Origin of the sequence: Variovorax sp. J22P240 (assembly GCF_030316855.1) — a bacterium.
Taxonomy (GTDB): Bacteria; Pseudomonadota; Gammaproteobacteria; order Burkholderiales; family Burkholderiaceae_C; genus Variovorax.
This window is the reverse complement of sequence record NZ_JASZYR010000016.1, coordinates 79,295-100,036: the sequence shown is the minus strand read 5'-3', so window position 1 is coordinate 100,036 and position 20,742 is coordinate 79,295. Positions and strand designations below refer to the sequence as shown.

General features: G+C 63.3%; 21 protein-coding genes and 1 tRNA gene. 13 read left to right on the top strand and 9 right to left on the bottom strand.

Annotation, left to right across the window (positions count from 1 at the left end; all coding sequences use genetic code 11):
- Positions 1–549: 549 nt before the first annotated feature.
- The 4 genes from QTI24_RS26600 to QTI24_RS26585 form a co-directional block, all read right to left on the bottom strand.
- Positions 550–948: a hypothetical protein gene (locus QTI24_RS26600; protein WP_286604455.1), complete on the bottom strand. Its 399-nt coding sequence runs from the start codon at positions 946–948 to the stop codon at positions 550–552.
- Positions 949–1,194: 246 nt separating this feature from the next.
- Positions 1,195–3,738 carry a primase-helicase family protein gene (locus tag QTI24_RS26595; protein WP_286604454.1) on the bottom strand — a complete coding sequence of 848 codons (2,544 nt, stop codon included), beginning with the start codon at positions 3,736–3,738 and terminating at the stop codon, positions 1,195–1,197.
- 280 nt (positions 3,739–4,018) lie between these two features.
- Entirely contained in the window at positions 4,019–4,327 is a 309-nt protein-coding gene (locus QTI24_RS26590) for a hypothetical protein (RefSeq protein ID WP_286604452.1), read from the bottom strand.
- Entirely contained in the window at positions 4,324–4,782 is a 459-nt protein-coding gene (locus QTI24_RS26585) for a hypothetical protein (protein ID WP_286604451.1), read from the bottom strand. The genes QTI24_RS26590 and QTI24_RS26585 overlap by 4 nt, the downstream gene beginning before the upstream one ends.
- Before the next feature lie 463 nt (positions 4,783–5,245).
- Here QTI24_RS26585 and QTI24_RS26580 point away from each other — a divergent pair, with 463 nt between their 5' ends.
- The 4 genes from QTI24_RS26580 to argG all read left to right on the top strand — a co-directional run bounded on the left by QTI24_RS26580 (position 5,246) and on the right by argG (position 8,076).
- A complete protein-coding gene (locus QTI24_RS26580) occupies positions 5,246–5,626 on the top strand; it encodes an ArsC family reductase (RefSeq protein ID WP_286604450.1) in 381 nt (126 codons plus the stop codon).
- A gap of 76 nt (positions 5,627–5,702) precedes the next feature.
- Positions 5,703–6,266, top strand: coding sequence for a hypothetical protein (locus QTI24_RS26575; RefSeq protein WP_286604449.1), 564 nt, complete (start codon positions 5,703–5,705; stop codon positions 6,264–6,266).
- Positions 6,267–6,399: 133 nt separating this feature from the next.
- Complete coding sequence (ppnP, locus tag QTI24_RS26570; protein WP_286604447.1) at positions 6,400–6,723, top strand: pyrimidine/purine nucleoside phosphorylase; 324 nt, start codon at positions 6,400–6,402, stop codon at positions 6,721–6,723.
- 15 nt (positions 6,724–6,738) lie between these two features.
- On the top strand, positions 6,739–8,076 hold the full coding sequence (gene argG, locus QTI24_RS26565; protein WP_286604444.1) for an argininosuccinate synthase: 1,338 nt from the start codon (positions 6,739–6,741) through the stop codon (positions 8,074–8,076).
- Positions 8,077–8,189: 113 nt separating this feature from the next.
- On the opposite strand, the gene murB is transcribed toward argG, so the two are convergent.
- Complete coding sequence (murB, locus tag QTI24_RS26560) at positions 8,190–9,242, bottom strand: UDP-N-acetylmuramate dehydrogenase (RefSeq protein WP_286604441.1); 1,053 nt, start codon at positions 9,240–9,242, stop codon at positions 8,190–8,192.
- 74 nt (positions 9,243–9,316) lie between these two features.
- Between murB and QTI24_RS26555 the strand changes: the two genes are divergently transcribed.
- Complete coding sequence (locus QTI24_RS26555; protein ID WP_286604439.1) at positions 9,317–9,802, top strand: YajQ family cyclic di-GMP-binding protein; 486 nt, start codon at positions 9,317–9,319, stop codon at positions 9,800–9,802.
- A gap of 10 nt (positions 9,803–9,812) precedes the next feature.
- Positions 9,813–10,451 (top strand): retropepsin-like aspartic protease family protein, encoded by a 639-nt coding sequence (locus tag QTI24_RS26550; protein ID WP_286604438.1) that lies wholly within the window; start codon positions 9,813–9,815, stop codon positions 10,449–10,451.
- Positions 10,452–10,455: 4 nt separating this feature from the next.
- Here QTI24_RS26550 and QTI24_RS26545 read toward each other — a convergent pair whose 3' ends face one another.
- From QTI24_RS26545 to QTI24_RS26530, 4 genes are read right to left on the bottom strand one after another with little or no spacing between them, the layout of a single operon-like run.
- Positions 10,456–10,809 carry a RidA family protein gene (locus QTI24_RS26545; RefSeq protein WP_286604436.1) on the bottom strand — a complete coding sequence of 118 codons (354 nt, stop codon included), beginning with the start codon at positions 10,807–10,809 and terminating at the stop codon, positions 10,456–10,458.
- 9 nt (positions 10,810–10,818) lie between these two features.
- Entirely contained in the window at positions 10,819–11,448 is a 630-nt protein-coding gene (plsY, locus tag QTI24_RS26540; RefSeq protein WP_286604435.1) for a glycerol-3-phosphate 1-O-acyltransferase PlsY, read from the bottom strand.
- A gap of 51 nt (positions 11,449–11,499) precedes the next feature.
- On the bottom strand, positions 11,500–11,991 hold the full coding sequence (locus tag QTI24_RS26535; RefSeq protein WP_286604434.1) for an aminoacyl-tRNA deacylase: 492 nt from the start codon (positions 11,989–11,991) through the stop codon (positions 11,500–11,502).
- Between the two features lie 10 nt (positions 11,992–12,001).
- Positions 12,002–13,063, bottom strand: a complete 1,062-nt coding sequence (locus QTI24_RS26530) for an aldo/keto reductase (protein ID WP_286604432.1) — start codon at positions 13,061–13,063, stop codon at positions 12,002–12,004.
- Between the two features lie 90 nt (positions 13,064–13,153).
- Here QTI24_RS26530 and QTI24_RS26525 point away from each other — a divergent pair, with 90 nt between their 5' ends.
- The 7 genes from QTI24_RS26525 (at position 13,154) to QTI24_RS26495 (ending at position 20,672) form a co-directional block, all read left to right on the top strand.
- Positions 13,154–14,071: an alpha/beta fold hydrolase gene (locus QTI24_RS26525; RefSeq protein ID WP_286604431.1), complete on the top strand. Its 918-nt coding sequence runs from the start codon at positions 13,154–13,156 to the stop codon at positions 14,069–14,071.
- A gap of 92 nt (positions 14,072–14,163) precedes the next feature.
- Positions 14,164–15,268, top strand: a protein-coding gene (gene prfB / locus QTI24_RS26520; RefSeq protein ID WP_286604429.1) for a peptide chain release factor 2 whose coding sequence is annotated in 2 segments (ribosomal slippage) — positions 14,164–14,244 and positions 14,246–15,268 — 1,104 coding nt in all. Because the reading frame shifts where the segments join, the coding sequence is not laid out codon by codon here.
- Entirely contained in the window at positions 15,268–15,954 is a 687-nt protein-coding gene (locus tag QTI24_RS26515) for an HAD family hydrolase (RefSeq protein WP_286604428.1), read from the top strand. The genes prfB and QTI24_RS26515 overlap by 1 nt, the downstream gene beginning before the upstream one ends.
- A complete protein-coding gene (gene pepN, locus QTI24_RS26510) occupies positions 15,941–18,634 on the top strand; it encodes an aminopeptidase N (protein ID WP_286604427.1) in 2,694 nt (897 codons plus the stop codon). The genes QTI24_RS26515 and pepN overlap by 14 nt, the downstream gene beginning before the upstream one ends.
- Positions 18,635–18,657: 23 nt before the next feature.
- On the top strand, positions 18,658–19,668 hold the full coding sequence (locus QTI24_RS26505) for a class 1 fructose-bisphosphatase (RefSeq protein ID WP_286604425.1): 1,011 nt from the start codon (positions 18,658–18,660) through the stop codon (positions 19,666–19,668).
- A gap of 11 nt (positions 19,669–19,679) precedes the next feature.
- A tRNA-Thr gene (locus QTI24_RS26500) sits at positions 19,680–19,755 on the top strand.
- 206 nt (positions 19,756–19,961) lie between these two features.
- Entirely contained in the window at positions 19,962–20,672 is a 711-nt protein-coding gene (locus QTI24_RS26495; RefSeq protein WP_286604423.1) for an SGNH/GDSL hydrolase family protein, read from the top strand.
- Positions 20,673–20,742: the final 70 nt, after the last annotated feature.

The window sequence follows — 20,742 nt, the reverse complement described above, 5'->3', positions numbered from 1 at the left end:
TACCTCAGCGGACTGGCCGCGGCGTCATCACAATCCAAGGTAGATGTGCTCCAAGGAGTGGATGCGGCCTCGATTTATCTTTGGATGGACAAATTCTGTAGGGAACATCCGCTTAAAAGCGCGGCCGAAGCAGGAATTAGTTTGTACGTGGAACTGAACAACAGTAAGTTAAAAAATAGATAGATTGCGCGGGGTGGGTGATTGCAAAGATGGACTCGCGAACCACCATCCATGTTTTTAGGGTGGGCGCTTGCGAAGTCTGTACAGCAGACCCACCAACAGGCCACCCACCCGCCGCCGAAGCACATGCTGCGATCGCCCACGCATGCCGACGCCACGGCATGTGAGCATGAGGCCTGGCAGCGACCTGACCGGGGCAAGGTTGACCTGATATCCGGTCGATTGGCTGGGAATTACAGGCCTGATCGCAACAGCCCGGCTGGAATACAGGCCCAGCCGTATCGCCTCGGCTCACGCAGTTCCCCGGCGTTTCACAGTAAGCCTGGAAGATCAATGACTTACCATTGACTGGACTAGGATTGAGGCTAGTTAGCTGCCCTTCTTGTCCATTCTCAGGCGCTCCAATTCGGCGGGGCTGTTCTCCACGATATCCTCCGCCACGCGATTCTCCAGGCGATAGGCCAGTCGCTGGGCGGTAATCCAGGGCATCTCGACAATGACGCTGTTCGTGTTGTCTTGATGAACTGTTTGATCTGGACGGCCAAAGCCCCTATCCAAGAGAACTTGGGCCGCTTTGATGGCGACGGCCCCATCTTCACTATCAAGCAATTTCACCAGTTTATTGATGGCCGCCGGGGCGTGGGCCTGGGCCAATCTCTGGGCGAATTGCCGGTCGGGCGGCTTGGGGGTGCCTACCTCTGCCAGCGTACACCGGTGATTAGTGTAATCACTGAAAGCCCAGTCATTTTCATTGATAACTACATCCATTTCATGGCTCCTGTAACTATGGTGACCGATAGGAGGGATATAGGAGGTAGGAAGGATAGGAGGCTTCTTTTATCCGGCTATAGGGGGTCTATTTACCCCCCCAGGCAACCTAAAACCCTTCCGTCCGCGAGAAACCCTATCTATCCCTCCTATCCCTCCTATCCCTCCTATCTCCCTCGACCGCCCGTAGGAGGCTTCGCCTAGGAGGGATATTCTTCCCCCCGCGATCCCTCCTATTTTCTCCAGTCAATACTTGGTCTCCTTGAACTCCTGCGGCACTACAAATGGGGGTTCTTTCTGCGATTCGCGGAACGCCTCCGCGCTGGTCAATAGCCTCCCTTGCACCATAAGAGCCTCCATGCACGGTATGTAAACCAAGCCGTTCGACCGCTTGGCGGAATGGTTAGCAATACCCACTCGACCCGACTTGGGATCGAGCGCAATTACATGGACCACCCCGTCGGGATCGGTCCACGAGGCATCCCGCGAATTGATGACGTTCAGATTATTGAAGACCCCTCGCAGACTCGCAGGCTCCCGCCGGGGCGTTCCGGCTACAGAAGAGTCTGCCGCGCTGCGCCATGTCGCAAAGGGCACGCCTCCGGTGGCGGCAAACATAAACTGCTCCATGGTCCAGACGCGCTTCTGATCCCAGCGGGGCTTGCCGGTGGATTCGTCCACCTCGCACATAAAGTCCAGTGCCGCCATGACCGTCTGCTCTATCGGGTTCAAGGACTCGAACCGATCCACCTCCAGGCCGGGGACGGTGTCGGGGGTCGGTCGCCACGAGTCGAACCGCTGGCCGTCCTCCATCTCCTCCGCGACGTCATCCCGGAGGTACAACATGAAGTCGTTGACGAACGCCTCATGGCCTGGCTCCCGGGCGGTCACGATCAGATTCACCCGGCGAAGCAGCGCGGAGTTGATGGCCCGCCCGGGGGGTGGGTTGACCGGGATCGGCACCTTCCGGCGATCTTGAGGGCCGTCCTGGGGGGCGTCACTGGCCTTGTTAACAAACGCCAGGAGCCACTCGTTAACCTTGGTAGAACTGGCGATATCCACCCCCTTGTGCTCAATACGGGCCACGCCATCTCCGACGCGCACGTTGATCGTGCCGCTGACGCGTGTCCTCCGCGCCGGAGACAGCTTCAGATCGGGGGCGATCAGCACTCGCTTGTTCTTCGTCTGGGCATTGAACCGGCCATCGAAGTCGTCTTCGGTGACGGTGTCGTAGACGTTCGCCGCGCCGATCACGCGCTTGACGACCCGTCCTATGGTGCCTTTGCCGACCCCGCGCAGGGACGAGATGAGGACCGGGTAAGTGACCAGCGGGATATTGGTGAACTTCGCTTGTCGGAACTGGCGCAGAAAGATGTTGCGATGCTTGATTTCGGGGATGACCGACTCGAACAACTCGACGAGAGGGTTGTATTTCAGCCTCTCCGCTGCCTCTGGCCAAGGAGCTTCGCCCCTTCGATACGTGTTGAACAAAACGCGGTCACCCTGCTCTATCAGCGTCTCGCCTTCGTACTCCCAGACCACGGAGTCGGCCTGCGTCTTGAGCCTGGAGTCCATCCATTGATCCAGGCCGTAGACCTTCCGCTCCAGCTTGCCGATCTTGATCGTCAGATTGACTTCTCGCCACCGCAACCGGGCGTCTTTGTCAGTTCGCAGGATGCCGGTGGACTGCTCCGCGATGCGATTGCTATCCCGGATGAAAACGCACTGGCGGTCGATCTCCATCGCCAACGGCGTTAACGCGCCTTGACCCACGTAGACCTTGATTTTTTCTGGCTCCGTCGCAGGGTCCGCCAGCAATGAATTGAGCAGGTCCGTGGGGTCGCCAGCCCGCGCCGCCAAGAAGTCATCCGGCCCCTGCTTACCGCCATCCTCGCGCATGGGGAGACGCATCTGAAGGACGTTGGAACAGTTCATGCTGAACTTCAGCCCGGCCGCAAATCGCTCCTCGTCTCGCTGGACATTGGCGTTCACCGGCTCGTCATCTCCATCGTCATTCTTTCGGTTGGCGGTGTCGGAGTCGAAAGCAATCACATTGCGGACACGGCGGAAGTCGTAGTCTTCGGGCGGGATCGTGGCGTGAACAATGTTGATGCCGTTCCGACTGCTGGAAAACCCGGCGGTGCCGCTACAGGCGGTGACCGGCAAGAGGATGGCGTTGCCCCGATAGCTTGCCTTGGAGAAGCGCAGCGAGAGGATGTCGGCCTTGAACGGAGACTCGACGTGGCTATGTGTGACGACCCTCTCTTTGGTCACCTCCATGATCTGCTCATAACTACCCTCGCCTTCCAACCGTAGCGGGAAGTGGACGAACGGAGGACAGCCCTTGGGAAACAACGTTTTGGGGCACGATTCCTTGAGTGTTTTCGGGTCCGTGATAGCTACCCAACCTCCGCCTTTGACTTTCTCCTGAGGCTTGTCGAGGAAACGAACCTGGACAATCGGGGAGCCATTGGGCATTCGGATGGGCTGACCAAAGGCATTCAAGATCGTCCCCGCAATTGCCCACCTGTGACGCACCAGAAAATCGTTAATTCCGTGACTGAAATACCACCCTCTGTCGTCGGGGTCGATCAATACCCATCTCGTTTTCAAAGCATCCAAATCACCGGGCTGTGCTCCGCGGTCAGTGAAATACCAATTCTGATATTGCTCCACTTGAACCATATCCCGGAGAATTATCAGCGGGCGCTCAGGTATCTCTAACAGACCTCGCTTGGGTACTAATTTGTCGACCGATACCAACGGCGGCTTGTCAAATGGAGAGGTCATGCTGACCTCCCAATAAGGCCAGACGAAAGTCCTTTACTTTTGCCCGAATCGGGCCGATAGTAGAACTGCATAGCAAAAACCCCTTAGCCCCTGTCGCGCTGGTAACGCTTCAGGGGTATTTCTTTGCCTGTACTAGGGGCGTCTTTTGTCCTGCGGAATTGCTGGACCGAAAGAGGGTCACATTCCAGAGACCTTCTGTTACTTTGCTACAAGTTACGAGAATGGCGGTGCAATACCGCTTTCGGGAATGCTCCGAGAGGGGAGCACTCCGGGAAGCAGACTAGTCCTGATTCGACTGAGCGGCCCACAGAGGGGCGACCCATTCTTTATAGCTGCTATATTGCACGCGGGTGAGCAAATCAAAATAGTTCTTGTCGTCCGTGTCCAATAGGGCATATAAATAGCCATCCTCAGGAGCAAACGACCCGGTGGGCGTGACAGGTAGACACTTACCGTCTAGCACTTCAAAGCCGACGACCTTGAACGTCTCTTCCACAACACGGCGGAATTGACCCTCGCCTTCCAGGCGGGCACGGACTAGCTTCAGGCTGGTATGCAGGTTGGGCAGGAATCCGTTATGGGATTTCATAGCCCTATCGACCTCAACCGCGCCAGTTCAGCGGCCCTGACTTCCGGGTCAGTGCCTGACCTGGCATAAGCTGCCGCTTGGTTCAACTCGGCATTGCTGCGGTTCGCCTCTTCCATGGCGCGGAACCCAGCACGCATCTCTCTCCCAGCCGCAATCTCCTGCTCCTGTTTAGCTTGAGCCTCTGCAATTCTCTGACGGTCTTGTTCCCGGCCCAATTTCCTGCGCTCTGCCTCCCCGCCCTTCCAGGCAAGAAACTTCTGCGCCCAATCCTGTGCCTTGTACTTGTCGTAGAGCTTTACTCCAGCGAAGAACAGCGGACGCCCATCGTCGGCCAGGATAGGCTTTAGTGGAGGACAGTCTGGGTCACGCAAGTCGGCCCAAATAACCTGCTTGCTGTAATTGACCAGCTTGCAGACTTCCCAGAATTCCAACTTGTCCGGATCGTATGCGCTCATGTTGATTTCTCCAGAAAGAATGGGCCAGCAATTACGCCGACCCATTTAAATGCCGGGTCAACCATAGGAATACGAAGCAATTCCCCGGCGCGATTAATTTACGCCGCTAGGCGCAATTCTCCTAGCTGAGAATATTGGACCATTCAGCGCGGAATTGGCTTGATGGAGGCTAATACTTCATCCAGCCGATAAAGCACCCTGCGTCCCACGTGATAGGCGGGTGGGTAGCCGGGACTGCATCGGTGCCGGGCCACCGCCAGCGCTTCGTGGGTCATGCATAGAATCCGCGCTGCTTGCTTGGCTGGGATGTAGACGGGGGGCGGAACGATAGACACGATCAGTCCTTTCAAGTGAATGAAGGGGCTTCTCGTAAGGGAAGACAAACACTCTAGCGCGCATCGACATTACGTGCCGCTACACCACCGAAACTAGTCCATCTCATAGCTGACCAACCCATCTAGCCATGCCTCTCCCCAATGAAACGCCCGTCCTCTACGGGATAACGAACTGCGACACCGTCAAACGCGCCCGCGCCTGGCTCGACGAACACGGCGTCGCCTACCGATTCCACGACTTCAAGAAGGAAGGCGTGCCCGAAAAAGAACTCGATCAGTGGCTCAAGGCCCCGGGCTGGGAGGCGCTGGTGAACCGCCGCGGAACCACCTGGCGCCGGCTCGACGACGAGACCCGCGCGGCCGTCGTCGACGCCGCATCGGCGCGCTCGGTGCTGCTCGCCAACCCGAGCCTGATCAAGCGCCCCGTGGTCAACTGGGGCTCCGAGGCCGGCGTTACAACAGGGTTCGATGCCGCCCAATGGAAAAGCCGGGAAAGCCATGTTGTGTAAACGGTTGAACCCAATTCGCCCGGGCGCATCCAACCACGGTTGCGTGGGGCTCGGCGCCCCGACCCAGGAGTTTCAGATGAATACAAAGATAGTTCGCAGAATCGCCGCACTTTCGGTGCTGGCAACGTTGGCGGGAGGAGCCACTCTCGCCCAGGCGGAACAGGTATTGGCCCGGGTCATTTCGGCCTCGCCGGCGACCGAATCCAACGGCAGCACCAGCTACGACGTCACCTACGAGTACGCCGGTCGCCAGTACACGACCCGCACTCCCACGCCGCCCGGTTCGAGCATTTCGATCGAGGTCGGAGACTACGGCGTCGCGACCACCTCCCCGGTGGCGCCGCAATCGCAATTCGCACAGTCGCAGTTCGTACAGGGCCCCAACTCCAGCAACGGCCCGCAAAACTGGGACAACGTGGTTCCCGAACAGGGCATCGTCGTATCCGGCCGCGGCGCCCCCGCTCCCGTTTATGCCCAACCCGCTCCCGTCTACGTGCAGCCGGCCGCTCCGGTGTACTACCCGGCGCCTGCGTACTACCCTGCACCGGTCTATGCCTATCCGCAGCCCTATGTCTACCCGCCGATCGGCATTTCGCTGGGCTTCGGGTATTCGCGCGGCTGGGGCGGCCGCTGGCGCTGATCGCCCACGGGGGCCGGGGGCCCGGCCGGCAAGCCTAAAATCACGGGCTTTTCCAACCATTGCTGCACGGGCGCGTCCTGCAACGACGCGCGGCTGATTGCCGACCGCAACCAGCGCCAGGCCCTCCTATCCAATGAGCACAACCGAATTCCTCCAGAGCGCCGCGGTATCGACCAAGGCCAACGTGTATTTCGACGGCAAGTGCGTGAGCCACGGCCTCACGCTCGCTGACGGCACCAAGAAATCGGTCGGCGTGATCCTGCCGTCCACCCTCACCTTCAATACCGGCGCGCCGGAAATCATGGAAGGCACGGCCGGCAGTTGCGAATACAAGCTGTCCGGCAGCGACGACTGGGTGGTCTCGGGCGCGGGCGAAAAGTTCAGCGTGCCGGGCAACTCCACGTTTCAGATCCGCGTGAGCGGCGAGCCCTACAGCTACATCTGCCACTTCGGCTGAACCGGAAATCCGAGCATGTCCACCATCCTCCAGAACGTTCCCGCCGGCCAGAAGGTCGGCATCGCCTTTTCGGGCGGCCTCGACACCAGCGCCGCGCTGCACTGGATGCGCAACAAGGGCGCGATCCCCTACGCCTACACCGCCAACCTCGGCCAGCCCGACGAGCCCGACTACGACGAGATCCCGCGCAAGGCCATGTTGTACGGTGCCGAGAAGGCGCGCCTGATCGACTGCCGCACGCAGCTCGCCGCCGAAGGCATCGCCGCGCTGCAGGCCGGCGCCTTCCACGTCACCACGGCCGGCGTGACCTACTTCAACACGACCCCGCTGGGGCGCGCTGTCACCGGCACCATGCTGGTCTCGGCCATGAAGGAAGACGACGTCCACATCTGGGGCGACGGCAGCACCTACAAGGGCAACGACATCGAGCGCTTCTACCGCTACGGGCTGCTCACCAACCCGGCGCTGAAGATCTACAAGCCCTGGCTGGACCAGACCTTCATCGACGAGCTGGGCGGCCGCGCCGAGATGTCGGAGTTCATGCAGAAGGCCGGCTTTGCCTACAAGATGTCGGCCGAGAAGGCCTACTCGACCGACTCCAACATGCTGGGCGCGACGCACGAGGCCAAGGATCTCGAGCACCTGGACAGCGGCATGAAGATCGTGCAGCCGATCATGGGCGTCGCATTCTGGAAGGACGAAGTCGAAGTCAAGCGTGAGGAAGTCACCGTGCGCTTCGTCGAAGGCCGTCCGGTCGCGATCAATGGCGTCGAATACGCGAGCCTCGTCGACCTGATCCTCGAAGCCAACCGCATCGGCGGCCGTCACGGCCTGGGCATGAGCGACCAGATCGAGAACCGCATCATCGAGGCCAAGAGCCGCGGCATCTACGAGGCACCCGGCCTTGCGCTGCTGTTCATCGCCTACGAACGCCTGGTGACGGGCATCCACAACGAGGACACGATCGAGCAATACCGCGACCACGGCCGCCGCCTCGGCCGTCTGCTGTACCAGGGCCGCTGGTTCGACCCGCAGGCGATCATGCTGCGCGAGACGGCGCAACGCTGGGTCGCGCGCGCCATCACCGGCGAAGTCACCGTGGAGCTGCGCCGCGGCAACGACTACTCGATCCTGAACACCGTGTCGCCCAACCTCACGTACAAGCCGGAGCGCCTGACGATGGAAAAGGGCGAATCCAGCTTCTCGCCGGCCGACCGCATCGGCCAGCTCACGATGCGCAACCTCGACATCGTCGATACGCGTGACAAGCTGGCGATCTATACGCAGGCGGGCTTGTTGTCGGCGACGCAGGGCGCGTCCCTGCCCCAACTAAAGAACGACGAGCCCAAGTAGCGCCGACGCCCACGTCCAGGAATACCGCGGAACCGGCTTGGCCGGGCCGCCGGTATTGCCCCCGGAAGGGGGTGGGCGAAGCGACACGAAGTGCGCGAAGACTGGGGGGCGAGTCAAACTACCACCGGTTCCGGCTCGAGCCGGATGCCGAAGCGCTCGTACACGCTGGTCTGGATCGCCTTGGCCAGCGTCATCACCTCGCCGCCGGTCACGGGGTTGGCTTTGCCGCCCCGGTTGACCAGCACCAGCGCCTGCCGCTCGTACACGCCCGCATTGCCCACGGACTTGCCCTTCCAGCCGCAGGCATCGATCAGCCAGCCGGCCGCCAGCTTGATGCTGCCGTCGGCCATGGGGTAGTGAACGATCTTCGGGTCGCGGGCAATGATGTCGGCGCACTGTTCCGGCGTCACGGTTGGGTTCTTGAAGAAGCTGCCGGCGTTGCCGAGCACGCGCCAGTCGGGCAGCTTGGCCCGCCGGATCGCGCAGACCCAGTCGAAGATGTCCATGGCGCTCGGGGTGAAGTTGCCGGTTTCGGCCATCTTGCGTTCCAGGTCGAGATAGCCGAGCACCGGCTTCCATGGCTTGGGCAGGCGAAAACGCACGCGCGTAATCAGCGCACGCCCCGCCAGTCCGAAATCGTTGCCACCGCTGGCCACGTGCTTGAAGACCGAATCCCGGTAGCCGAAGGCGCATTGGGCCGCGTCCAGCGTGAAGGTGCGGCCGGTCTCGAGGTCTATCGCATCGAGCGAATCGAAGCGGTCCTGCAGTTCGACGCCATAGGCGCCGATGTTCTGCACCGGCGAGCCTCCCACCGTGCCGGGGATCAGCGCCAGGTTTTCAAGGCCCGGATAGCCCTGCTCGAGCGCCCACAGCACCGTGTCGTGCCAGGCCTCGCCAGCGCCGGCCTCCACGATCCATGCGCGCGAGGTCTCTTCGACGAGCTTCAGCCCCTTGATTTCGACTTTCAGCACCAGCGGCTTGACGTCGCCTGTCAGCACGATATTGCTGCCGCCACCCAGCACGAACTTAGGTGCAGCGTGCCACTGCGCGTCGGCCAGCAACGCGGCAACGTCGGCCTCGCCGGTGATGCGCGCCAGGTGCTGGGCGCGTGCGACGATGCCAAAGCTGTTGTGCTGCTGCAGCGGTACGTTGTGCTCCACGATCATGGGAGAATTGTCGCATTCGCACGCCACGCGCCACTGCGCGTGGCCCATTCAATTCCGTTGCTGCCGGAGCCTTCATGCCGTCTTTCGACACTGTTTGTGAACCCAACTTGCCCGAGGTCAAGAACGCAGTGGAGAACACCGCCAAGGAAATCGCCACGCGTTTCGACTTCAAAGGCACCGCGGCCGCCGTCGAACTCAAGGACAAGGAAATCACCCTGATCGGCGACGCCGAGTTCCAGCTCGTGCAGGTCGAGGACATCCTGCGCGCCAAACTGACCAAGCGCAGCGTCGACGTGCGCTTTCTCGACAAGGGCGACGTCCAGAAGATCGGCGGCGACAAGGTCAAGCAGGTGATCAAGGTCAAGAACGGCATCGAATCCGAGACCGCCAAGAAGATCCAGCGCCTGATCAAGGACAGCAAGCTCAAGGTGCAGGCGGCGATCCAGGGCGATGCGGTGCGCGTCACCGGCGCAAAGCGCGACGACCTGCAGGCAGCGATGGCGCTGATCAAGAAGGACGTGCCGGACATGCCGCTTTCCTTCAACAATTTCAGAGACTGAGCGGCGCCAGATGAAGGCGCTCATTCCCCTGCTGCTGGCCGCAGCCTGCACGTTCGCGCACGCCCAATCGGTGACGCTCACCGGCACGATCGGCAGTCGCGCGATCCTGATCGTCGACGGCGCCGCGCCGAAGACCGTGGCGGTCGGCGAGACTTTTCAGGGGGTGAAGCTCGTGTCGCTTCAGGGCGAACAGGCCACCGTCGAGGCCGGCGGCAAGCGCGTGGCCTTGCGCATGGACACGCCGGTGAGCATCGGCGGCAGTGGACCAGCCGGCGGCGGGGGCAGCCGCATCGTGCTGCCGGTTTCGAGCGGCGGGCATTTCATGGCCCAGGGCGCGATCAATGGACGGTCGGTCAGCTTCATGCTCGATACCGGCGCCACCACCGTGGCGATGTCGGCGGCAGACGCACAGCGCATCGGCCTCGACTTCTCCAAGGGGCAGCCGGTTCGAATGAATACCGCCAACGGCGTCACGCAGGCCTATCGGGTGCGCCTGAATTCGGTGCGCGTCGGCGACGTGGAGGTCTACGACGTGGAAGCCATCGTGTCCCAGGAGCCGATGCCCTTCGTCCTGCTGGGCAACAGCTTCATCAGCCGCTTCTCGATGCGGCGCGATGCGGACCAAATGGTCCTGGAAAAGCGCTTCTAACGACTCAGGCCGCCGCAGCGGTCACCACGATCTCAATCTTGTAGGCCGGGTTGGCCATGGCGGCCTGCACCGTCGCGCGCGGCGGCGTGTTGCCGGCGGGAATCCACGCATCCCACACCTCGTTCATCGCGACGATCTCGGAGATGTCGGCGAGGAAGATCTGCGTCATCAGGATGCGAGACTTGTTGCTGCCCACCTCCGCGAGAAGGCGATCGATCATCGCGAGCACCTGCGCAGTCTGGCCGCGGATGTCCTGCGAGGTGTCGTCGGGCACCTGTCCGGCAAGGTAGATCGTGCCGTTGTGCACTGCCGTCTCGCTGAGGCGCGGGCCGACGTGGAAGCGTTGGATGGATGCCATGAGGTGTTCCTATTTTTTCGAGCCGAGCTTCGACTCGGTGCCGGCACCGAGCCGGCGGATGTTTTCGCGATGCCGCCAGATCAGCAGCAGGCTGATCGACACCAGCGCCAGCAGCACCGTGAGATCCAGCGGCCAGGCGATCTCGCCGCCGATGAGATAGTAGGCTGGAGCAAAGAAGGCCGCCACGATGGAGGCCAGCGACGAATACCGGAAGAAGACGGCGATGATCAGCCAGGTGCTGCCGGTCGCCAGGCCCAGCAGCCAGTCGATGCCGAACAGCGCACCGGCCGCGGTCGCGACACCCTTGCCTCCCTGGAAGCCGAAGAACACCGGGTAGAGGTGCCCGAGAAACGCCGCGAGACCGGCCACCGCCGCGGTGCCGTGTCCCATGCCGAAGCCTTGGCCAAAATGCTGGATCGCGAACACCGGCACCCAGCCCTTGAGTGCGTCGAGCAGCAGCGTCGCCAGCGCAGCGCCCTTGTTGCCCGATCGCAGCACATTGGTGGCGCCCGGGTTCTTGCTGCCATAGCTGCGGGGGTCGGCCATGCCGAGGACTTTGCTGACGATCACCGCAAAGGACAGCGAACCCAAGAGGTAGGACAGGACGATCGCGATCAGCGAGGGAAGATAGGAACTCACAGTGTCTCCGGGCCGGCAAACCCGGCGGCACGCCTCGGCCGAGGCAGCCGGCTATTCTGCCAGCGCGCACTGCACGGTCTTGGCGCCGAGCAGCTTGACGCAGACCTGCGGGTCGATGCCAACGAGATAGCCGCGTCGCCCGCCGTTGATCGCGATCTTCGGCAATTCGAGGATGGACGACTCGATGTACACCGGCATCTCGCGCCGCGTCCCGAAAGGCGACGTACCGCCGACGAGATAGCCGCTGTGCCGGTTGGCGACTTCGGGCTTGCAGGGCTCGACCGACTTGGCGCCGATCTGCCGCGCCAGGTTCTTGGTCGATACCGAGCGGTTGCCGTGCATGAGGACCATGAGCGGCTTGGCGTCCTGGTCCTGCATCACCAGCGTCTTGACCACCGTGAACGGGTCGAGGCCTAGCACTTCGGCGCTGTGTTGCGCACCGCCGTGCTCGAGGTACTCGTACGGATGCTCGGTGAACGCGACCCCGTTCGCCCGCAACAACTGCGTTGCGGGCGTTTCGGAGACGTGCGTCTTCTTGCTCACGGCGCAACGGTCAAGCGGCTGGGTCGCGCAGTTCCCAGCGGATCTTGTCGATCTCCGCCAGAAGTTCAGCCGACAGCCGGGTGCCCCAGGCGTCCAGGTCTTCGTCGAGCTGCGCCACGGAGGTCACGCCGATGATGGTGCTCGCCACCTGCCATTTGGTGTAGCAGAACGCCAGCGCCAGCTGGGCCGGCGTGAGGCCGTGATCCTTCGCCAGGGCGTTGTAGCGACGCGCGGCGGCGAGCGCGTCGGGCCGGCCCCAGCGCTGCTTGCGCACCGACTCGTAGCTGGAAATGCGCGCGCCCTTGGGCGCTTCGGGGCCTTCGACGCCGCTCTGGTCGTACTTGCCGGTCAGGAGGCCGAAGGCCAGCGGCGAATAGGCCAGCAGCGAGACGCCCAGACGATGCATCGTCTCGTCCAGGCCGTTTTCGAGAGCGCGGCTGATCAGGCAGTAGACGTTCTGCACGGTCGCCACGCGCGGCAGGCCATGCTGCTCGGCGAGGCGCACGAATTCATGCACGCCGTACGGCGTCTCGTTGGACAGGCCGATTGCGCGGACCTTGCCGGCCTGCACCAGCTTGCCAAGCGCTTCGAGCTGCTCATGAATGGATGTCTCCGACCGTTCCTTGGTCGGGTCGTAATAGATCGCGCCGAAGGCCGGCACATTGCGTTCCGGCCAATGGATCTGGTAGAGGTCGATCACGTCCGTCTTCAGGCGCTTCAGGCTGGCCTCGCACGAGGCGGCGATGTCGGCAGCCGTCATGCCGCCGCCTTCGCGCACCCACGGCATGCCTCGCGACGGCCCGGCCACCTTGGTCGCCAGCACGATCTTCCGGCGCATGCCCGGGTTCTTGGCAAACCAGTTGCCGATGATGGTTTCGGTGGCGCCGAAGGTTTCCTTGCGGGCCGGCACTGCATACATCTCGGCCGTGTCGATGAAGTCGACGCCCCGTTCGAGTGCGCGATCGAGGATGGCGTGGGCGGTGGGTTCGTTGACCTGCTCACCGAAGGTCATGGTGCCGAGGCAGATCGGCGTCACGTGGAGGTCGCTCTGACCGAGTTGGATTTTTTGCATGGGCGAAATGCTACCTGCTGGCGCGCAGACGCGTTGCCGTGTCATGCACCTGACTGCGCGGCCGCGGCCGCATCCCTATCATCGACACCGATGTACCAAGCCCTCCGCATTTCGCGCAGCGAATTCGTTCCCGTCCGCAATCTGAGCTACCACGTGCGCACGTGGGGCGAGCCCGCGCCCGCTCGGCCGCCGCTGGTCCTGCTGCATGGCTGGATGGACGTTGCTGCCTCCTGGCAGTTCGTGGTCGACGCGCTGGCCGAATCGCGTTGGGTCCTGGCGCCCGACTGGCGCGGCTTCGGCCTCACGGCCGGCGGCAACGTCGACAACTACTGGATGCCGGATTACCTGGCCGACCTCGACTGGCTGCTGGACCACTATGCGGGCGACACCGCCGTCGACCTCGTCGGCCACAGCATGGGGGGCAATGTCGCCATGCAATATTCAGGCGTCCGCCCGCAGCGAATTCGCCGGCTGGTCAACCTCGAAGGCTTCGGAATGCCCACCTTCGAGCCCGACCAGGCGCCCGCGCGCTACGCCAAATGGATCGACGAACAGAAGTGCCTGCATCGGGGCGAGAAGGCGCTGGCGAGCTATTCCGCGGTCGACGGCGTCGCGCGGCGTCTCATGAAGACGAATCCGCGCCTCTCCCAGGACAGGGCCGACTGGCTCGCCGCCCACTGGTCCGCCCCGCGGCCGCACGCGGACGGCGGCGACCGGTGGGAAATCCTGGGAGATCCGGCGCACAAGATCATCAACGCTCACATCTTCCGCTGCGACGAGATGCTGGCGCTGTACGCCGCCATCGCTGCGCCAGTTCTGGCGGTGGAAGCATCGGACGACAGCCTCGGCCAATGGTGGAAAGGCCGCTACACCCTGGCCGAGTACCACGAGCGCCTCAAGAAGGTGCCCGACGCCCGCATCGCCCGTGTCGAGGATGCCGGTCACATGCTGCACCACGACCAGCCCGCGCGCGTGGCGTCGCTGATCGAGAGTTTCTTCGCGAGTTGAAAGGCCCTTCCGCCGGCTCCGCCCCCATCGGACCGGGCATTGCCCGGCATGAGAAAATGCACGGTTTTCCCCGAACACCGTCAGGACACCCCATGGATGCAGAGCAAATCAACCAAATCGGCGCAACCCTCGCAGACCTGAGCGCCCGGACCGCCGATTTACGGAGGTATCTTTGACTACGATGCCAAAGCCGAACGTCTGAGGACGGTCAACGCATCGCTCGAAGATCCCAACGTCTGGAACGACCCGAAGAAGGCCCAGGAACTGGGCCGCGAAAAGAAGTCGCTCGACGACGTGGTCGTCACGCTCGACCGGCTCACCAGCGGGCTTTCGGACAACACCGAACTGTTCGAGATGTCGAAGGAAGAAGGCGACATGGACGGCCTGCAGTCCATCGCCGATGACGCCTCCAAGCTCGAAGCCGACATCAAGCAGCTCGAATTCCGCCGGATGTTCAACAACCCGGCCGATCCGCTGAACGCCTTCGTCGACATCCAGGCCGGCGCCGGCGGCACCGAAGCCTGCGACTGGGCCAGCATGCTGCTGCGCCAGTACCTGAAGTACGCCGAGCGCAAGGGCTTCAAGACGCAGATCGAGGACGAGACGCCGGGCGACACCGCCGGCATCAAGGGCGCGACCATCAAGGTCGAGGGCGACTACGCCTTCGGCCTGCTGCGCACCGAGACCGGCGTGCACCGGCTCGTGCGCAAGTCGCCCTTCGACTCCTCGGGCGGACGCCACACCAGCTTCGCGAGCATCTTCGTCTACCCGGAAATCGACGACTCGATCGAGATCGAGATCAACCCTTCCGATGTGCGCACCGACACCTTCCGCGCCAGCGGCGCCGGCGGCCAGCACATCAACAAGACCGACTCGGCCGTCCGGCTCACGCACATACCGACCGGCATCGTGGTGCAGTGCCAGGACGGCCGCAGCCAGCACAGCAACCGCGACGTCGCCTGGAAGCGCCTGCGCTCGCGCCTCTACGACCACGAGATGCGCAAGCGCCAGGAAGAGCAGCAGAAGCTCGAGGACAGCAAGACCGACGTGGGCTGGGGCCACCAGATCCGAAGTTACGTGCTGGACAACAGCCGCATCAAGGACCTGCGGACCAACGTCGAAATCTCGGCCACGCAAAAGGTGCTCGACGGCGATCTGGACGCCTTCATCGAAGCCTCTTTGAAACAAGGGGTCTGATGCAAGGCGCGACGCACAAGGTGGAAGCACTGATCTTCGACATGGACGGCACCATGGTCGACTCCATGCCCTGGCATGCCAAGGCATGGGTCGAGTACGGGCGCCGCAACGGCCTCGACATCGACGTGCCGCATTTCATGCGCCGCACCACCGGGCGCACGGCATTCGAATGCGCGTGCGAGCTGATGGGCCGCGAGGTCACGCACGCCGAAAGCGCCGAGATCACGCACCAGAAGGAATCCATCTACCGCGAGCTCTTCGGCGCCGAGTTCCGCGAGGTCGCAGGATTTCGCGCCTTTGCCAGCAGCGCCGTCGCGCGCGGCCTCAAGATCGCGGTCGGCACGGCGGGCGACAAGCACAACATCGCGTTCACGATGTCGAACCTGTGCATGACGCCTGCCCCGCTCGCCATCGTCGGCGGCGACGAAGGCCTTCCAGGCAAGCCGCAACCCGCCATCTTTCTCGAAGCCGCCCGCCGCATCGGCGCGGCGCCTTCGCGCTGCGTCGTCTTCGAAGACGCGCCCTTCGGCATCGAGGCCGCGCGCCGCGGCGGCATGCTCGCGGTCGCGGTATGCACCACCCACAGCGCCTCCGAACTCGCAGGGCCGCACGTGATTGCGGCCGTGCGTGACTACAACGAACTAGCCAACTCAAACTTTCTGGAGACACTCGATGCTGTTGCGTGATGCCCAAGGCCAACCGATCGCGATCCGTCGCGAGGACTACAGCGCGCCTGCCTACTGGATCGACACCGTCGACCTCACCTTCGACCTCGACCCCGCCAAGACCCGCGTGCTCAATCGCATGCGCCTGCGTCGCAATACCGACGTGGCGCCCGAGCCCCTGCGCCTCGACGGCGACGAGCTGAACCTGGCACGCGTGCTGGTCGACGGCCAGGGCGCGTCCTTCCGCATGGATGTCGACCAGCTCGTGATCGACAACCTTCCCGATGCCTTCGAGCTGGAGATCTTCACCACCTGCTGCCCGGTGAAGAACACCAAGCTCATGGGCCTGTTCGTGAGCGAGGACACCTTCTTCACGCAGTGCGAGGCCGAAGGCTTCCGCCGCATCACCTATTTCCTCGACCGTCCGGACGTGATGGCGAGCTACACCGTCACGCTGCGCGCGGCCAAGGCCGCGTACCCGGTGCTGCTCTCCAACGGCAACCTCGTCGAGCAGGGCGACCTGCCCGAAGGCCGCCACTTCGCGAAGTGGGTCGACCCCTTCCGCAAGCCGAGCTACCTGTTCGCGCTCGTCGCCGGCAAGCTGGTCGCGCGCGAGCAACGCATCAAGGCGCGCAATGGCAAGGAGCACCTGCTGCAGGTCTACGTGCGCGCCGGCGACCTCGACAAGACCGAGCATGCGATGAACTCGCTGATCAACTCGGTGATGTGGGACGAAGCCCGCTTCGGCCTGCCGCTGGACCTCGACCGCTTCATGATCGTCGCGACCAGCGACTTCAACATGGGCGCGATGGAAAACAAGGGCCTGAACATCTTCAACACGAAGTACGTTCTTGCCAACCAGGCCACCGCTACCGACGCCGACTACAGCAACATCGAAAGCGTGGTCGGCCACGAGTACTTCCACAACTGGAGCGGCGACCGCGTGACCTGCCGCGACTGGTTCCAGCTCTCGCTCAAGGAAGGTCTCACCGTCTTCCGCGACCAGGAGTTCAGCCAGGACCTGTGCGCCGACGCCTCGGCACGCGCCGTCAAGCGCATCGAGGACGTGCGCGTGCTGCGCACCGCGCAGTTCCCCGAAGACGCGGGCCCCATGGCCCATCCGGTGCGGCCCGACAGCTACATCGAGATCAGCAACTTCTACACCGTCACGATCTACGAGAAGGGTGCGGAGGTCGTTCGCATGATGCAGACGCTGGTCGGCCGCAAGGGCTTCGAGCGCGGCATCACGCTGTACTTCGAGCGCCACGACGGGCAGGCCGTGACCTGCGACGACTTTGCGCAGGCGATTGCCGACGCCAATCCCGAATCGGACCTCGCGCGCCTGCTGCCCCAGTTCAAGCGCTGGTACAGCCAGGCGGGCACTCCGCGTCTCGCCGCGCACGGCGTGTACGACGCCTCCGCGCGCAGCTACACACTGAGCTTCGTGCAAAGCTGCCAGCCCACACCGGGCCAGCCGTCTAAGGATCCGTTCGTGATCCCGGTCAACATCGGCCTGCTGGGCGCTGACGGACGCGAACTGCCGTTGCAACTCGAAGGCGAACCGAACGCCGTCGAAGGCACCCGGACCCTCGTGCTGACGCGCGCAGGCGAACAGGTCACGTTCGTCAACATCGACGCCGAGCCCGTGCCGTCGATCCTGCGCGGCTTCAGCGCGCCGGTGATCCTCGACTACGAGTACACCGACGCCCAGTTGCTCACGCTGCTGGCCAGCGACCCCGATCCGTTCAATCGCTGGGAAGCAAGCCAACGCCTTGCGCTGCGCGCCGCGGTGCGCGCCATTGCGACGCCACCGGCCGGCACCCACGAGCTGCCGCTGAACGATGCCTTCGTCGATGCGATGCGCGGCGTGCTGCGCCATCCGACGCTCGATGCCGCGTTCAAGGAACTCGTACTCACGCTCCCTTCGGAAACGTACATCGCCGAGCAACTGGAAGTGGTCGATCCGCAGCGCGTGCACGCCGTACGCGAAGCCATGCGCGCGCAACTCGCCACCGCCCTCTTCGCCGACTGGGAGCACGTGTACGAGCAGAACCACGACACCGGCGCGTACGCGCCTGACCCCGTGTCTTCGGGCCGTCGCGCGCTGGCCGCCATTGCGCTGACCCACCTGTGCCTTGGCGCGCGCGCCACGGGCGACGCGGTCTGGCCGGGCAGGACGCTGCAGCGCTTCAAGGATGCGGGCAACATGACCGATCGCTTCAACGCCCTCAACGCACTGGTCTCCTCCGGCCACGCATTGGCGGCGCAGGCGCTCGCGCGCTTCCACGAGATCTTCAAGAACGAAGCACTCGTGATCGACAAGTGGTTCTCGCTGCAGGCCGGCGCACCCGACCGCGGCGGCGACATCCTGCCGCTGGTAAAGCAGTTGATGAAGCACCCGGATTTCTCCATCAAGAACCCGAACCGCGCACGCAGCGTGATCTTCAGTTACTGCAGCGCCAACCCTGGCGCACTGCACCGCCCCGATGCGGCCGGCTACGTGTTCTGGAGCGACCGCGTGATCGAACTCGACGCGATCAATCCGCAGGTTGCGGCACGCCTCGCCCGTGCTCTCGACCGCTGGAGCAAGCTGGCGGAACCCTATCGCAGCGCCGCCCGCGAGGCCATCGCCCGCGTCGCCGCTCGCCCGGACCTCAGCAAGGACACGCACGAGGTCGTCACCCGCGCGCTGACGGCCTGACCCCATCAAGGAATTCCAACCACATGGCTCAACAGAAGATTTCACTCACCCGCTACCTCGTCGAACAGCAACGCGCCGACGGCCTCATCCCCGGCCAGCTGCGGCTGCTGCTCGAAGTGGTGGCTCGCGCCTGCAAGAGCATCAGTCAGGCCGTCAACAAGGGAGCGCTCGGCGGCGTGCTCGGCACCGCCGAGAGCGAGAACGTGCAGGGCGAAATCCAGAAGAAGCTCGACATCATCGCCAACGAGGTGCTGATCGAAGCCAACGAATGGGGCGGCCACCTCGCCGCGATGGCGAGCGAGGAGATGGACAGCATCTACGTCGTTCCCAACCGCTATCCTCAAGGCGAATACCTGCTGCTGTTCGATCCCCTCGACGGCTCGAGCAACATCGACGTGAACGTCAGCATCGGCACCATCTTCAGCGTGCTCAAGAAGCCCGACGACACGCCCGGCGTGCAGGAAGCCGATTTCCTGCAGGCCGGCAGCAAGCAAGTGGCGGCCGGCTACTGCATCTACGGCCCGCAGACCACGCTCGTGCTGACCGTCGGCAACGGGGTCGCGATGTTCACGCTCGACCGCGAACAGGGCTCCTTCACGCTGACGCAAGAAGACATCCAGATCCCTGCCGACACCAGAGAATTCGCGATCAACATGAGCAACATGCGCCACTGGGACGCCCCGGTGAAGCGCTACATCGACGAATGCCTGGCCGGCAAGGAAGGCCCTCGCGGCAAGGACTTCAACATGCGCTGGATCGCCAGCATGGTGGCCGACGTGCACCGGATCCTGATGCGCGGCGGCGTCTTCATGTACCCCTGGGACAAGCGCGAGCCCGAAAAGGCCGGCAAGCTTCGCCTGATGTACGAGGCCAACCCCATGAGCTGGATCGTCGAACAGGCGGGCGGCGCCTCCACCAACGGCAAGAAGCGCATCCTCGACCTGGAGCCGTCGAAGCTCCACGAACGCGTGGCCGTTGTGTTGGGATCAAAAAATGAGGTCGAGCGACTGACTCGCTATCACGACCCGCTATAATCGAAGGCTTAGCCGGTGTAGCTCAGTCGGTAGAGCAGCTCATTCGTAATGAGAAGGTCGGGTGTTCGATTCATCTCTCCGGCACCAATCGAAGCAAGAAGTCCTGCTATCTCCCCGGTAGCAGGACTTTTTCGTTGGTCTCGTCCAGCCACATTCGTGGTCCGAACTCGTCGCTTGGCATGGCGCCAGGTCCTACGCGTCACGTGTCATTTCGTTCGCATTCTTTTCCCTTGTTTTGCACAAGATATCCGCTCCCGCGCAGAGGCCGCACGAGCACCCGCCTCAGTACCAGCTTGAAATCCGCTTCTGCCACCCTCCTCGCCGTCTCGATGGCACTCAGCGCCTGCGGCGGCAAGAGCGCAGGCACAACGGATGCAGCCGGCCCGGTCCCGGTGGCGCCCGCCGTGATCGCAGCCGCCCAGCCGATGCCTGACAAGGCCTCCCCCGACTGTTCCGTGGTCCTGTACGGCGACTCGATCCTCAACGGCTCCTACGTCAAGGAAGAGTTGTCGATGCGCCACGCGCGCCATCCAGCGGCGGAACTCAAGGCGCAGCGGCCTGCCTGGCGCATCGACGACCGTACGGTACCGGGCCAGTCCCTGGCGAAAGTGGCCAAGGGGTTTCACAACGATCCTCGGGACGCCCGCGTGGTCGTGATCGAGAGCGGCATTGCCGAAGGATGGTCCGGCGGCACCGTGCTAACCCACCTGCCGTGGATGATCGAAGCCGTCCGCTTCGAGGGCAAGATTCCGGTGCTGACCGGCTACTCGCGCCAGACGCCGAACGACTTCATGACGCCGGACAAGCTCGCGGGCCGCGACCGCATCGACGACGAAGCGAAGAGGCTGGCGCGCGACATGGACGTCGAGTTCGCCGATTTCGGGTCGGCAGGCCCGGTCGAGCTCATCGACGAAGTCCACCCGACCGAGGACTACAGCCTGCGCCTGACGGCCAAGCTGATCGAGGCGCTGGACCGCGTGGCGCCCGAGTGCAGCCACCTCTGATCCCGCCAGCGCCTCGAGCATGCGGGCCGCACCCGATCCGGCGCGCGCCGACGCGCTGACGCGCTGACCC